The sequence below is a fragment of the Geobacter sp. DSM 9736 genome (assembly GCF_900187405.1).
GTDB lineage: Bacteria > Desulfobacterota > Desulfuromonadia > Geobacterales > Geobacteraceae > DSM-9736.
Window position 1 is genome coordinate 826,056 of the sequence record NZ_LT896716.1, and the last position, 14,323, is coordinate 840,378.

General features: G+C 52.7%; 15 protein-coding genes. 14 read left to right on the forward strand and 1 reads right to left on the reverse strand.

Annotated features, from left to right (window positions below):
- Positions 1–475 precede the first annotated feature (475 nt).
- The 3 genes from CFB04_RS03865 to CFB04_RS03875 are packed head-to-tail and all read left to right on the forward strand — an operon-like array spanning position 476 to position 4,078.
- A complete protein-coding gene (locus CFB04_RS03865; RefSeq protein WP_088534051.1) occupies positions 476–1,651 on the forward strand; it encodes a hydrogenase small subunit in 1,176 nt (391 codons plus the stop codon).
- An 18-nt stretch (positions 1,652–1,669) separates the two neighbouring features.
- Entirely contained in the window at positions 1,670–3,034 is a 1,365-nt protein-coding gene (locus CFB04_RS03870) for a nickel-dependent hydrogenase large subunit (protein WP_088534052.1), read from the forward strand.
- Positions 3,035–3,082: 48 nt separating this feature from the next.
- Positions 3,083–4,078, forward strand: coding sequence for an HD-GYP domain-containing protein (locus CFB04_RS03875; protein WP_088534053.1), 996 nt, complete (start codon positions 3,083–3,085; stop codon positions 4,076–4,078).
- Between the two features lie 73 nt (positions 4,079–4,151).
- On the opposite strand, the gene CFB04_RS03880 is transcribed toward CFB04_RS03875, so the two are convergent.
- Complete coding sequence (locus tag CFB04_RS03880; protein ID WP_088534054.1) at positions 4,152–5,738, reverse strand: multicopper oxidase family protein; 1,587 nt, start codon at positions 5,736–5,738, stop codon at positions 4,152–4,154.
- Positions 5,739–6,061: 323 nt separating this feature from the next.
- Here CFB04_RS03880 and CFB04_RS03885 point away from each other — a divergent pair, with 323 nt between their 5' ends.
- The 11 genes from CFB04_RS03885 (at position 6,062) to CFB04_RS03935 (ending at position 14,197) form a co-directional block, all read left to right on the forward strand.
- A complete protein-coding gene (locus CFB04_RS03885; RefSeq protein ID WP_088534055.1) occupies positions 6,062–6,616 on the forward strand; it encodes a cytochrome c in 555 nt (184 codons plus the stop codon).
- Positions 6,617–6,661: 45 nt separating this feature from the next.
- Positions 6,662–7,600 (forward strand): HD-GYP domain-containing protein, encoded by a 939-nt coding sequence (locus CFB04_RS03890; protein ID WP_088534056.1) that lies wholly within the window; start codon positions 6,662–6,664, stop codon positions 7,598–7,600.
- 151 nt (positions 7,601–7,751) lie between these two features.
- Positions 7,752–8,174, forward strand: a complete 423-nt coding sequence (locus CFB04_RS03895; protein ID WP_172825434.1) for a heavy-metal-associated domain-containing protein — start codon at positions 7,752–7,754, stop codon at positions 8,172–8,174.
- A gap of 14 nt (positions 8,175–8,188) precedes the next feature.
- Positions 8,189–8,599 carry a heavy-metal-associated domain-containing protein gene (locus CFB04_RS03900; protein WP_088534057.1) on the forward strand — a complete coding sequence of 137 codons (411 nt, stop codon included), beginning with the start codon at positions 8,189–8,191 and terminating at the stop codon, positions 8,597–8,599.
- 24 nt (positions 8,600–8,623) lie between these two features.
- On the forward strand, positions 8,624–9,157 hold the full coding sequence (locus CFB04_RS03905; protein WP_088534058.1) for a DUF2318 domain-containing protein: 534 nt from the start codon (positions 8,624–8,626) through the stop codon (positions 9,155–9,157).
- Positions 9,158–9,177: 20 nt separating this feature from the next.
- Positions 9,178–10,338, forward strand: a complete 1,161-nt coding sequence (locus CFB04_RS03910; protein WP_088534059.1) for an FtsX-like permease family protein — start codon at positions 9,178–9,180, stop codon at positions 10,336–10,338.
- Between the two features lie 11 nt (positions 10,339–10,349).
- Complete coding sequence (locus CFB04_RS03915) at positions 10,350–11,015, forward strand: ABC transporter ATP-binding protein (RefSeq protein WP_088534060.1); 666 nt, start codon at positions 10,350–10,352, stop codon at positions 11,013–11,015.
- A gap of 45 nt (positions 11,016–11,060) precedes the next feature.
- Positions 11,061–11,432 (forward strand): response regulator, encoded by a 372-nt coding sequence (locus CFB04_RS03920; RefSeq protein ID WP_157698710.1) that lies wholly within the window; start codon positions 11,061–11,063, stop codon positions 11,430–11,432.
- Positions 11,433–11,500: 68 nt separating this feature from the next.
- The gene (locus CFB04_RS18490) at positions 11,501–11,590 is read left to right on the forward strand and encodes a flagellar basal body protein (RefSeq protein ID WP_088534062.1); all 90 of its coding nucleotides are present in this window, start codon (positions 11,501–11,503) and stop codon (positions 11,588–11,590) included.
- Positions 11,591–11,741: 151 nt separating this feature from the next.
- Positions 11,742–12,854, forward strand: coding sequence for a nitrogen regulation protein NR(II) (locus CFB04_RS03930; protein WP_088536691.1), 1,113 nt, complete (start codon positions 11,742–11,744; stop codon positions 12,852–12,854).
- Positions 12,851–14,197 (forward strand): sigma-54 dependent transcriptional regulator, encoded by a 1,347-nt coding sequence (locus tag CFB04_RS03935; protein WP_088534063.1) that lies wholly within the window; start codon positions 12,851–12,853, stop codon positions 14,195–14,197. The genes CFB04_RS03930 and CFB04_RS03935 overlap by 4 nt, the downstream gene beginning before the upstream one ends.
- The last annotated feature ends 126 nt before the right edge of the window (positions 14,198–14,323 follow it).

Genomic DNA, 14,323 nt, shown 5'->3' on the forward strand with positions numbered 1-14,323 from the left:
TTGTTAGTCTCGGCAGGATACCTACAGCATATTATTCTGGGGATGGTAGCATAAGCTGATGTAGACCTAAGTTTGTGTAACTGATCCGTTAGAAAAGATGCTCGATTCCGTCCGGTAAACCTACAGCAACTAAGGTGCCAAAGCTTCCAACCCCTGACTGGGGACGTGTGAGGTTTGTTGGGATCTGATTTGGCTGGAGAAAAAGCTACATCCTTTGCAGGATATTCGTCGCTGCTTTTACAGTCACGTGAGTGGTTTTAGTCTTTTCTTTGAAGGTGAATATTCTGCATAGGGTGGCTGTTATTCTTTAACTTTTTATTAATTGTCTCCTTCTGCGCAAGTAAAAACAGGTAATTCTGCCCTTAATTAGAACGGCATAAAAGATGTAGCATGTATACCTGACTTTGTCCCTTAGCCGCGAACTTGTTGGCTGTCGTTGATGTAGCTGCACCAAAATCAGGTAAAGGAGAGACTAATGATCATTTCCCGTCGCACATTCCTCAAACTGGCAACGGCAGCCGCTTCACTCGGCCTAACCGGCGTCGATCTTTTCAGGCTCCGGGAGGTGTTTGCAAGCGGCACCGCGCCTCCCGTTATCTGGCTCCAGGGGGCCGTTTGCACCGGGTGCAGTATTTCGCTGTTGAACTCGACGGCGCCGGCGATTGATGACATCCTCTTCAATACAATCAGTCTTGAATACCACCCCAATCTCATGACAGCAGCCGGTGAACCGGCCATTGCTACGCTGACCGGTGCAGCCGAAGCCCATGACGGGGAATTCATCCTATGCGTCGAGGGGGGCATTCCCACGAGCATCGATGGGCGTTATTCGATTATCGGCGAGAGGAACGGCGAGCCCTGGACGATGCTCGATGCCGTTATGGAGTTAGGGTGCAAGGCGAAATATGTGCTGGCGGTCGGTACCTGCGCATCATTCGGCGGAGTCGTGAAGCCGTCTGAATATACCGGAGTGCGGAGACTTGCAGAGGTGCTTCAGGGAAGCACAACCAGCCCGGTGATCAATCTGCCGGCCTGTCCCGTCAATCCGATCGTTCTTGTGGGAACGCTTGTCCGTCTGCTGACTTCCGGGATGCCGCCGCTGGACTCATGGGGACGACCTGCCGACTATTATGGAACCACGGTACACCATATCTGTCCGCGTCTTACCACTCCCATGGTTAGCCAGATCGGCGTCTTCGGCTGTTACGAGCATGTCGGCTGCAAAGGTCCCCACACCAGTTTCACCTGCCCCAATCTGAAGTGGAACAATGGCGTCAACTGGTGCATCGACAAGACCAACAGTCTCTGCATCGGCTGCTCGTCCCCGAATTTCCCCAGCACCCCTTTCTACGGCAAGCTTGAGGAAATCATGCCCTGCTGCGTTACCTGCGAGCAGTGCAGCACCTGCGTTGACTGCTCCAAGTGCGCCAATCTCGGGAGCTGTACCGACTGCGTGGATTGTTCCAACTGTTCCGTCTGCGCGGACTGCAGCAATGAGGAGAAGTGTCCGGACTGCGCAAACGCTGCGCTCTGTGCCGACTGCCCGTCAAACGAGCAGTGCGCCTGCTATGCAGGTGCCGGTGCCGCTGCCCCTCAAGTGATCAGTGAGCCGCCTGTTACGCCGGAACCTCAGCCTGAACACCAACACTAAAAATCTAAGGAGAATTCAATGGGCAGCATTATCACGATCGATCCCGTGACGAGGATAGAGGGCCATCTCAAGGTAAAGGTGGACCTCAACGACAACAAGAAAGTGCAAAAGTCGTACATGACGGGGAACCTGTATCGGGATTTCGAGAACATCCTTAAGGGAAGAAAGCCGTGGGACGCCGTACATATAACTCAGAGAATCTGCGGCGTCTGCCCCATTTCACACGCCATAACAGCCACCAAGGCAGCGGAGCGGATGGCAGGGTTCGTCCCAGACCATCAGGCACTCCTGATAAGGGCGATTATTCAAAGCGCATATTTCATCTCCGACCACATCCTGCACTTCTATCACCTGAACCTTCTCGACTACATTTGCCCCCCGGACATCGCTCCGCTGCGGCCTGCATACAATCGTGACATGCGATTCAGCGCGGACCAGACCGAAAAGCTCGTGAACAACTACGTCGAAGCGCTGAAAATACGTCGGCAAGCTCAGGAGGTAGTGGCAATCCTGGCCGGGCGGATGCCGCATGTCATGAGCATTGTTCCGGGAGGTGTGACTCAGGCGCCCTCACATGAGCAGATTCATGCTATCAAGGGATATCTTCCGGCCATTATGGACTTCGTCCTCAACAAGTATTATCCCGACGCACATCTCCTTTCCCAGGTCTATGCCGACTACTTCAGGATCGGAAAAGGAATCGGGAATCTTCTCTGCTTTTCCGCATTCGATCTGCCGCATGGAGAGGCGGTCTTCCGCCAGGGGTTGTTTACCGCCATGGAGAGGGAGTCGCTGAGCTTGCACGATATAAGGGAATTCGTGCGGTATGCATACTACTCAAGCCCTACCGGACTTCATCCCAGTCATGGTGAGACAACACCATCGTATGGAAGATCCCCCGGCTATACTTGGTTGAAGGCGCCGCGGCACCGCGGGAGGCCCTACGAAACGGGTCCCTTGGCCAGAATGACGGTCAATGGCTACTACCGGGGTGGCTGTTCCGCCATGGATCGGATCCTGGCAAGGGCGGAGGAGACGAAACTGCTTGCGGAACGCCTTCCGCTGTGGGTTCATGCTCTGGTTCCCGATGCGGTTTCCTACACGGATCTCGCGCTTCCTCCATCCGGAACCGGAGTCGGACTTACCGAGGCCCCACGGGGCGCATTGGGGCATTGGATGGAATGTTCTTCCGGAGGGATGATTTCCCGCTACCAGATAATTACTCCCACCTGCTGGAATGCGTCGCCCCGTGACGACAACGGTGTTCCGGGACCCATTGAGCAGGCACTGGTTGGCACCTATGTGGAAGATATGAACCAACCCATTGAGCTCTTGCGTATTATCCACTCTTTCGACCCATGTACAAGTTGCTCAGTCCACTAGCAATTTGGGTTGAACCAGCTTAACGCAAGGCCTCAAAGAGGCGCGTACATGGAAAATAAGACAGGGCTGAACGGAAAAACTTTCAGGATCGTTGGTCTGGGCATTTCGGTGGCTGTGATATCGGGGCTGCACTTCCTAGTTCCCACCGAACCGCACTGGAACCATCAGGTCCACATTGTCCTGCGCAAGCTGTATTTCCTCCCGCCTGTAATGGCTGGGGCTTGGTTCGGCCTGAGAGGAGCATTTGTCGTCACATCAGCGGTAAGCATTCTTTTCACTATCCATGCATTTCTCGACTGGCCGCAAAATTATATGGAGCAGGCGAACCAGCTAGGGGAACTTGCGAGTTTCTGGGTGGTAGGGCTTGTCCCGGGATACCTGTTCGAACGCCAGAAGAAACTTCTTGTTGGTATTGCACAAGCAAACGAAGAGACCCTCATGGCTCTCGTATCGGCTCTCGACCTGAGGGAGCGGAATACCAGGCTCCATTCTCAACGTGTCAAGGAATACACACTTCTTATGGCAGATCGATTCGGCGTTTCAGAAGCAGAAAAAAAAGTGATAGGGATCGGTGCACTTCTTCACGATGTGGGCAAGATCGCAGTTCCCGACCATATCCTGTTGAAGCCGTCCCAGCTTAGTAAAGAGGAGTGGAAAGAGATGCGCAGGCATCCGGAGGAAGGCTTCAAGCTGCTGCAGCGGATCGACTTTCTGCGACAGCCCGCAGAAATAGTATATACGCACCATGAACGTTTTGATGGCAGTGGCTATCCCAGAGGGCTCAAAGGTGAAGATATCCCATTGGGAGCAAGGCTATTCATGGTCGCCGATGTCTTTGACGCTCTGACCTCGGAACGGCCGTATCGTGTTCCTTTGCGGTATGGGGAGGCGGCAGCGGATATTGCCGCAAACAGCGGCAAACATTTTGACCCTGCGGTGGTCGATGTCTTCCAGCAGATAGATCCCGAAGAATGGGTGCGTCTTCGAGAGCGGCTTACAGATGCCGATGGTGAAATGCCGCCTGCGACGACTTCCACTCCGTAATGTTCCCTTTCTTTGAGAAGATGAAGAGGGGCGGCGAGACGCCCCTCCCGAGTTTACACGCGTCTTGAAACCGCTAGATGACTGTGTAATTGATCATCATCCCCTCATCTTCATGTTCCAGATTGTGGCAGTGGAAAACGTATTTCTGCTGTCCGGGGGCATTAGTGGAGAAATCGATGGCTATGCGAACGGTTTCGCCGGGCCAGATAAGGACAGTGTCCTTCCAGCCAATGTCGGTAGGAAGCCTCCCGTCGTCCACCGCCAGGCTTGCAGCCTGCTGTGGGCTGTTCAGCCTGTCAATGACCTGGAACTGGAAGCCGTGGATGTGCATCGGGTGCGGCATGCTCATCATCTCGTTCATGATCTCCCAGATCTCGACACTGTTGCGCTCAACGGAAAAAGAGATGTTGTTGAGGTCGAACATCTCGCCGTTGATGGCCCACTTCATTACGCCCATGCCCGCCTGAGCCAGCGTGATGGGTCGCATCATGGCGCCGGAGACATCGATGGGCTCCAGCACTGAGAGTTTCTTCGGGATCCGGCCCCCATGCCCTTGGTGCCAGCGTTTCACGTTCAATTTGAGGATGTAAAACTCTTCGCCGTTGGCGAGCCCGGTCATCGGCTCCGTTCCCATGCCGTCAGCCATTCCTTCGTTGTCCATCGGATCAAAGGAAAGGCTCTTCAGGAAAAGCGATTCGCCCGGGCTGAAATCGGATAGGTCGAGGAGCACGTCAGCCCGCTCCCCTGGAGCAAGGAAGAGCTCGTTGATTGCCTGAGGCCGGTCGAGGAGCCCCCCGTCGGTCCCTATCAGGTGGAACTCTTGTTTTCCTTCCATGGTGGTGAAGGCGAGGCGGTATATCCTCGAATTTGATCCGTTGAGCAACCGGAAACGGTATATACGGGAGGCTACGTCCAAGTACGGCTTTACCGTCAGGTTCGCGAGTATTGTGTCGCCGAGGAAGCCCATGAACCACTCGGACTCGCTGGGGTTGTAGACGATGTTCCCGTCAGCGTCGAAACGCTTGTCCTGGAGGACGAGCGGTATGTCCGTCACGCCGGGTTCCAGGTCGAGTGCGTGCCGCAGCCGCATCTCGTCCTTGTCCTCCACGATGAAGAAGCTTGCCATGCCGAGATACGCCTGGGCAGAGGTGAGCTGATAGGGATGCGGGTGGTACCAGTAGGTCCCGCCCCGGTTTTGGACGGTAAAGTCGTATTGGTAGCTCTCGCCCCCCTTGATCGCATCCGATGGGATACCGTCGTTCTTCGAGTCGACAATGAGTCCATGCCAGTGAATTATGGTATCTTCATTCAGATCATTCTTAAGAAGCGGAGCTATTCTGTCCCCTTTCCTGACTCTCAGGATCGGATTAACATAGTTGGTGCAGCCGTCGGTTACTCCATAAACGAGAAGATTGGAAGATTTTCCGGGGAGAACCGGCGCCTGTGCAGTCGTGGCGCGGATTGTGAATTTCTGGTGAGGCTGAAGGTACCCAAGGATGCCGCCCTGCTGCCCGGGAAGGCGCAACGGGTTTAAAAATCCTCCTGCAGTACGTGGATCGAGGTTTCCTCCGGTGGTGTCCCCCATGGCAAAAAGAGGCCGGGGAATCATCATGGAAGCTGCACCTAGTCCTGCCAATTTGATGAAGTCCCTTCGTTTCATCTGTTCCCTCCTGAGCTGAGTTAATTAATGACATAAGTAATAGCTTGTTAAATCTTCTTGTCAACGGGTTCAGTATAAAAAACTGAGTGAAGACAACCAGTTGCAGAATATTCTGCAAGTGGTCCTCTTGATGTACAGGCTAGCGAGACAAAATTCCAGGCACTGTTGCTGTCGTCGCAATGTGCAGTAAAATTCGGTTGCTGTACATTCGTGATGCATCTTTCAGTAAGAGACCTTCAGGGGCATGCAGTATGTGTGCTCGGCGCAATAAACCCGATACTGCATATCGGCATGAGGCAATACGGCCCGGGTAAGGAGGATGAATGAACGTGGTTAATGCAAGATCCATCTGCAGCATAATTGTCGCGGCCGCCTTGGGTCTGCCGGCGGCGAGTCTCCTCGTCATCTATTCCGGCTTCTACAATGTAGCCGCGACAAGCGAGCATTGGACAATCACAAAGGCAGTCATGCAGATTACTATGGAGCGTTCAGTAGTCTTTCATGCGAGAAACTTCAAAGCCCCCTCGTATCCACTCTCAAAAGCAGATGGATTTTCGGGTTACAATGAAATGTGCGCCGGATGCCACGGAGCGCCGGGTGTAGATCCCGGTGAAGTCGGAAAAGGGCTGAACCCAAGACCCCCTGATCTTGCAGTTGCCGCAAAAAAGTTAAAACCCTCGGAAATCTACTGGGTTGTCGAGAACGGGATAAGAATGACCGGTATGCCCGCGTTCGGTCCAACACATTCCGAAAAAGAGCTCTGGTCCGTCACAGCTTTCGTGAAGGGGCTTCCTGAGCTGTCTGCATCGGAATACAGAGGGCTGAAGCAATCGTTGAATGGGAGTCATCATCACATTCGTGGCGATATGAAGCACTGATCTGGCCCTGAATCGGGTTCGAAGATGATTGGCGGGAGATTGAGAATGAGTGACGAAAGCGGAAAGACAAAAGCTGCAATTCTCATCTTTTTGATATTCGTTATCACTTTTTTTCATTTCTCCATCCCCACCGAAGATCATACTTCCCACATGGTTCACATCATTCTGCGAAAGTTGTATTTTCTTCCGCCTGTGATGGCAGCGGCATGGTTTGGTCTGAAGGGAGCCACACTCGTCACATCGGTCATCAGTGTGGCGTTTCTGTCTCATGCCGTTCTGGATTGGCCCGGTGATTATATGGAGCAGGCAAATCAGTTCGGGGAATTGGCGACCTTCTGGGTAGTTGGACTTGTTCCGGGTGTTCTGTTTGACCGCCAGAAGGCTTTACTGCAAGACCTTGCAAAATCTCAGGAAGAGACGCTTCTGGCTCTGGTTTCAAGCCTCGACCTGAGGGGAAAAAATACTCCCCTCCATTCCCAGCGGGTAAGGGAATACACCGTGCTTTTAGCGGAACGAGCCGGCGTGTCTGAAAAGGAGAAGAAATCAATAAGCCTTGGTGCTCTCTTGCACGATGTAGGCAAGATTTCCGTTCCTGACACCCTATTTCTAAAGCATGCCGGCTATTCCCCGGAAGAGTTGAAAATATTTCGTGCACATCCGGAGAAGGGATACAGGCTATTGCAGAAGATCGGCTTTCTTCGCGATGCAGCGGAAATCGTCCTTACCCACCAGGAAAGATATGACGGCAGCGGATATCCCAGGGGCCTGAAAGGTGAAGAAATACCATGGGGAGCCAGGCTTTTCATGGTTGCGGAGATTTTTGATGAGTTGACCGGATATCATGCCGGCCTTGATTACGATCACGCCACCGAAATGATAAGAAAAAAAAGCGGTTCCTGGCTCGATCCCGCTGCCGTGGAGATTTTTATTAATATCACACCTGCTGAATGGGAAAGAGTTCGTAATCAATATCCTCCGACTTGACATGCCTTGTAGAATATCCCTCATGCGCTGCTCAATATTCCTCGTCTCAACCCTTGCCTAACAACTTTCTTTTTCAAAAGAAGGGCCAAGTAACAGACGCTTAGCGAGTTGGTACGGCTTTTGATAACTCTGGTTAGCGGAGGTAAGCCAGATGAAGCCGAATCTGAACAAAAAGACAATAATAAATTTCGTTCTTGTTGTGGCCGTTCTCGCGGTTCTTGGTGTGCTGGCTTTTCATGTTCGCATAAGGCCGGTAGCCGAATATGTTGCGGTTCTGCGAACTGTGGGCATGACATGCGGCAGTTGTGCGGGGAAAATAGAAAAAGCTCTCATGCGATTGCCTGGGACGGCTGGAGTTGAAGTGGATGTAAATGGCGGGTGGGTCCTTGTCGGCTATGACTCTAAAAGCGCCAAGCCGGAGACTTTTGCAGACGCGGTCAACAGAACCGGCTTCAGAAGCTGGCTTATGGAAAAGATGTATATCGAGGATTTTCGCAGGATCGCCGGTCGTGATTTCGGGATCAAGGTAGCCCAGAGCGGCTGCGGTGGCGGGTGCGGCGGCGGTAAGAATTAAAGGGGGGTAGCATCATGCATATTTCAAAGAAGGTGAGCTGGTTTGTGGTAACCGGGATGGCAGTACTTATGTTCTTTGCGGCCGTTTGTTTTGGGGCTGCACAGACGGCAGACACGGTAACGGTTCTGAAAGCCGAGAAACTCTCCTGCGGCAGCTGTGCAGCGAAAATCACAAAAGCCCTTGAGGCGCAGCAGGGCGTTGCATCTGTTGACGTCGACATTGAAGCGGGAAAGGTAACGGTATGGCATGCTTCAAAAGCAATCGATGCCGAACGATTGGCGTCGGTTGTCACTGACGCCGGTTATCCGAGTGGTGTTTATAAAACCGCCGATAAAGAAGCATTCGAGAAGGAAACGGGTAAGGCCGCAGCCGTGAAGCAGAGTTTCGGCAGCGGATGCGGCTGTTGCAATCAGGGCAGCAAGTAAAACAGCATAAAGGGGAGCATAATCATGGGAAAGGCAGCACGAAAAAGAAATCAGGTATGTGAAGAAACGACAGCAAAAAACAGCAAGCAACCCACTGCCAAGACTGGTCTGCGATGGAGTCTCTTGGCTGTGGCATTCCTCCTCGCCGGAGTAGCTACCGTCTTCGCCCTTAACATTCCGGGGTTATCGAAATCCCAGAAGGTAAAGCCGGTGAACGGATTGGTCACCGTTCCGGTTGCCAAAGTTTCTGACGGCAGCGCTCATTTTTACCGGATCAGTGACGGCGGCAAAGAAATTGGGTTCTTCATCGTGAAGGGGAGCGACGGACAGCTCCATACCGCCTTCGATTCCTGCGACGTCTGTTTCAGGGATAAGAAAGGGTATGTCCAAGATGGGGATTCGATGCTGTGCAAGAACTGCGGGAAGAAATTCCTGGTAAATCGGATCGGCCCGCATTCAGTCGGCGGCTGCAATCCTGCGTATCTTCCCGGCACCAATGATGGCCGCAATGTCACTTTTAAAATCGAAGACCTGAAGCAGGGTGCACGTTACTTCTAGAACCGCGGAGCCTAAGAGACATGAAACTTCACAATATTTCACTGAACAACCTGCGACGCAGAAAAGCCAAAATGGCGTTCCTCACTATCGGTCTCATGGTAGGCATTGCCACGATAGTTACCCTCATTACTCTGACCGAGTCGATGTCCCAGGACATAGGCCGAAAAATGGACGAATTCGGCGCCAATATCCTGATTACACCGAAAAGCGAAGATCTGGCGATGAGCTACGGCGGGATCAGTTTAGGCCAGGTCAGCTTCGATCAGCGGGAGATCAGGGAAGAGGATCTGGCAAAGATAAAGAGCATAAAGAACAGCCGGAACATTCTTTCTGTTTCACCAAAAGTGCTCGGCGCTGCGAAGCTAAAGGATAAAAACGTCCTTCTTGTCGGGGTCCGCTTCGAGGACGAGCTGAAGATGAAGCAGTGGTGGCAGATTTTCGGAGATGCTCCGAAAGCCGATGACGAGGTTCTTCTGGGCAGCACGACAGCCGATACGCTTCACCTCTCCTCGGGCGACACGATTGAGATTGGCGGCAACACGCTGAAGGTTGCAGGAATCCTGGAGCAGACGGGGTCCCAGGATGATTCACTGGTCTTCGCTCCCCTGGCGACGGCACAAAAGATCCTTGGCAAGCAAGGGAAGATTACACTTGTCGAAGTGGCCGCTCTGTGCGCCGGGTGCCCAATTGGCGATATGGTGGTGCAGATCGCTGAAAAGCTTCCCGATGCGAAAGTTAACGCGATCCAGCAGGTGGTGGAGTCACGACTAAAGACTCTCGATCAGTTCAAACGGTTTTCGTACGGAGTATCCGGTGTGGTGATATTCATCGGCTCGCTGATCGTGTTCGTGACCATGATGGGAAGTGTGAATGAGCGGACTACCGAAATAGGTGTCTTTCGAGCCATAGGTTTCCGCAAGAGCCACATCATGAGGATCATCCTATTGGAAGCTGCACTGGTAAGCCTCTTGGCCGGAATATTCGGGTACCTGTCTGGAATGGGGGCGGCTAAGCTGGCTCTGCCATTTATGGCCGAATCAAAGAATGCCGCACTGGTTTGGGATTCATTGGTGGCATCAGGCTCAATTAGTATTGCTGTAACTATTGGCTTGCTCGCAAGCCTGTATCCTGCGCTCCATGCAAGCCGCATGGATCCAACCGAAGCGCTTCGGGCGTTGTAAGAGAGGTTTCAATGGCACTGATAGAAATAAACAATCTAACAAAACAATATACCTGTGGTGGAGAGACAGTAGAAGCTTTGCGCGGGGTAGACATCGGCGTAGAGGATGGCGAGTTCATCACCATAATGGGGCAGTCGGGATCGGGTAAGAGCACACTGCTTTCAATTCTCGGCGGAATGAACCATCCAACCGCGGGAAGGGTCGAAGTGGGCGGTACTAATATTTACGCCCTTGGAGATGAACCACTGGCTGATTTTCGTGCCCGTAACTTCGGATTCGTCTTCCAGTCATTCCATTTGATCCCTTACCTTACAGCCCTGGAAAACGTAATGCTTCCCCTTACGGTAGCATCCCGGAAAACCAGCGAGAAACGGGAAACTTCGCGACGGGCCTTGGAACAGGTCGGGCTGGGCGGGAAGTGCGACCGGCTGCCGAATCAGCTTTCCGGCGGAGAGCAGGAGCGGGTAGCAATCGCAAGGGCCATCGTCAACCGTCCCCATATACTCTTTGCTGACGAGCCGACCGGGAACCTCGATTCCAAGAACAGCGAGGAAATCATGTCCCTATTCAGAGAGCTCAATAACGAGGGGCAGACGGTCATCATGGTTACCCACAACCCGGAAAACTGCGTATATGCCGACAGGACGATCCAGCTGAAGGATGGTCTTGTGGTGTAACCTATGCTTCACGTTGGACGGAAAGGGTCACGAGGAGGAGGTCTCATGGAAAACGCAACTGTTCTGGTTGTAGATGATGACCATGAAATCCTTCTGCTGCTGAAAAATGCCTTCGCCAGATATGGTGTGCCAGTGGACTGCCTATCCAGCGGAGAAGAGGCAATCGCGCTACTCGATACGGATGCAGGGTACTCTATTCTGCTTACGGACCTCAACATGGAGGAGATGGACGGTATTGAACTGGCCAGGCAAGCGAAAGCGATCGTCCCGGAAATACGCATCATGTTGATCACTGGTGCCCCGGTTGATGACAAAGCATCTCAAATTGCGGAGGCGGGCATTGAGCGGGTTTTTGAGAAGCCGGTTAGCGTGGAAGACCTTCTAGACGACTTGAACCTGCTTCCTCCAAAAGTGTGACGTCCTCCAATAAAGTGAGAGTGAGGCAATCAGTCAATCTCGACCGTGCAAGATATAGCAGGTCAGTGGTGACCACGGAACGGAGGCGGATGAACCTCATTTCGAGCAACATCGCCAACGCAAACACCAAAAGGCGGCCGAGATCCGCAAGGCTGTAGCATATCCAATGGCAACATTGAAAAAAATTGCAGTCATGATAGCTGCAAAAAGCTTACGAAGCCAACGCAATCAATGGAGGCAGGGATGGAAATGCAGATAAGACCCTGTTCGTCTCCAAGTGAAGCAGGACTGTGGATTTTCGAGAAAGAGATGACCGCAAGAAGCATTCGTCAAACCGGCATACGGTTACTGGTCCTTACCGCATTTATCGGCGGCATCAGTCTTTTCCATTACCTGACGCCGCTGAACAGGCCGATGCTGCACGACATATTCCAGAGACTATACCATCTGCCGATCATTCTTGCGGCTTTCTGGTTCGGGTTGCGCGGCGGCCTCGGCTGTGCTCTCTGCGTCAGTTTCCTGTACATCCCACACCTCATCTTTCAGTGGGGACCACATACCGCCATGGAGCTGGAACGTTATCTCGAAATTCTTCTCTATAACGTCGTTGGTGGAGTAACAGGGTTTTTGTCGGAGAGGGAAACAAATCAGCGGAAAATACTCGAGGAATCGAACCTTACGTTACAGTTCCAAGCCGAGACAATTGTACGTATCGAGGATGAGCTTCGCAGGGCCGAGAGACTTTCGACCCTTGGGGAATTGTCCGCAGTTCTTGCCCACGAAATCAGGAATCCTTTAGGGTCCATTCAGGGAACCGCTGAGATATTGAGGGATGACTACAGTCCTGGTGACAGGAAGTATGAGTTCATCCAGATACTTCTCAAGGAGTCTGAGCGGCTCAACCGGGTGGTCGAGGACTTCCTGAGGCTTGCCCGTCCACGGCCGGCAACCATGACTGCCTGTGACATAATTCAGGAATTGCGTGCCGTGGCAACGCTGGCAAGAATAGAGGCCCGGAAGCGCGGCATTGACCTGGAACTCAAGGATGTGCCACTCCCCCTGATCCAGGCTGACGGAGAGAAGCTGCGACAGGCATTCCTCAATATTCTGCTCAACGCCCTGCAAGCGACTCCATCCGGTGGAAAGGTGACGGTGACTGCCGCTCTCAGTGAACTGGATGGGGGGCGCTGGATTCTGCTCAGCTTCGATGATACCGGCGGCGGTATATCCGGTGATGTCATGGAGCAGATATTCGAACCGTTCTACACGACCAAGGAAAGCGGCACCGGTCTGGGCCTTGCGGTCACACGAAAGATCATCCAGGCGCACGGAGGCTCTGTCACCTTGCAGAGTGAGGTGGGGCGGGGCACATCGGTATGTGTGCGCCTGCCTTTGATGCGCAAGGAGCTGGAGGCGACATGAGTGCAAAAATCCTGATTATCGACGACGACGCGTCGTTCCGTAGAGTTCTCGAATACAACCTTCAGGAAGAAGGTTACGAAGTGCGTACTGCTGCCTCCGGCGAAGACGGCCTCGCGCTTTTTCACAAGATGAATCCGGAGCTTGTGATAACGGACGTTAAAATGCCAGGAATGGATGGTTACCAGGTGTTGAAGGCGGTCAAAAAGGCTTCTCCGCAAACGGAGGTGATCATTATCACGGCTTTCGGGGCAGTGGGGGCCGCGGTAGAGGCGATGAAGCACGGAGCTTTTGATTACATAGCGAAACCCTTTAATCGGGACGAGCTGAAGGTGACCGTGCGACGTGCGATTGAGGCGGGTTTACTGCAACAGGAAGGGGATCGTTTGTTTGCTCCCCTTACCCGGGGCATTATAGGTAACTCCCAGGTAATGTGGCATCTAATCGATATTATAAAACGCGTAGCAAATACCGAAGCGACTGTTCTCATCACCGGAGAGTCCGGAACCGGCAAAGAGCTTGTTGCCAGAGCACTCCACGAACAGAGTTCGCGCCGGAAAGGGAAGTTCCTTGCCATCAATTGTGCCGCCATTCCTCGAGAATTGATGGAAAGTGAACTGTTCGGACACGTCAAGGGGGCATTCACAGGCGCCGTTCGTGACAAGGAAGGTAAATTTCAACAGGCAAAGGGCGGCACTATCTTTCTAGATGAGATCGGAGAACTCCCGCTGGAACTTCAACCAAAGCTTCTGCGGGCTCTTCAGGAACGTGTAGTGGAACCTGTTGGAGGTGCAAAAGAGCAGCGCCTCGATGTTCGTGTCGTGGCAGCCACGAACCGTGATCTCGAAAAAGCAACTGTGGATGGCTCTTTTCGAGAGGATCTTTTCTACCGGTTGTCAGTCATTCCCATCTCTGTCCCTTCGCTAAGAGAGAGAAAGAAAGACATTCCCCTTCTCATAGACCACTTCCTGAAAAAGTCTGGCGGTGCCGGTGTTTCCCTTTCCGAGGACGCCATGGAAGCCATGCTCTTTTACTCATGGCCTGGCAACGTGCGGGAACTGGAGAACACCATCGAGCGGATGCTCATCATGCGGACGGGCAAGGTTATACCATTGTCCGATTTGCCAGAGAAAATCCGCACCGGACACGATAGCTCCGTCAAACTCGTTATTACCCTTCCCGATGAGGGCTACTCACTTGAGCAGCTTGAGCGGGAAGTGGTCGTCCAGGCCCTGGAGCGTAATAACTGGAATCAATCCGCTGCTGCTCGTTTCTTGAGAATCCCCCGGCATACACTTCTTTACCGGCTGGAGAAATACGGAATCGTGCCTCCAGAGCCAAAATAGTTGCAGACGATTAAACTACTATATCCTTGCTGCCGATAGATTTCATGTAACAATGGAAGAATATTATGAATTAGGTGCTGAATATTCTGCGATAATTTGCTTGCCGACCTGCTTAACCCACTGAAA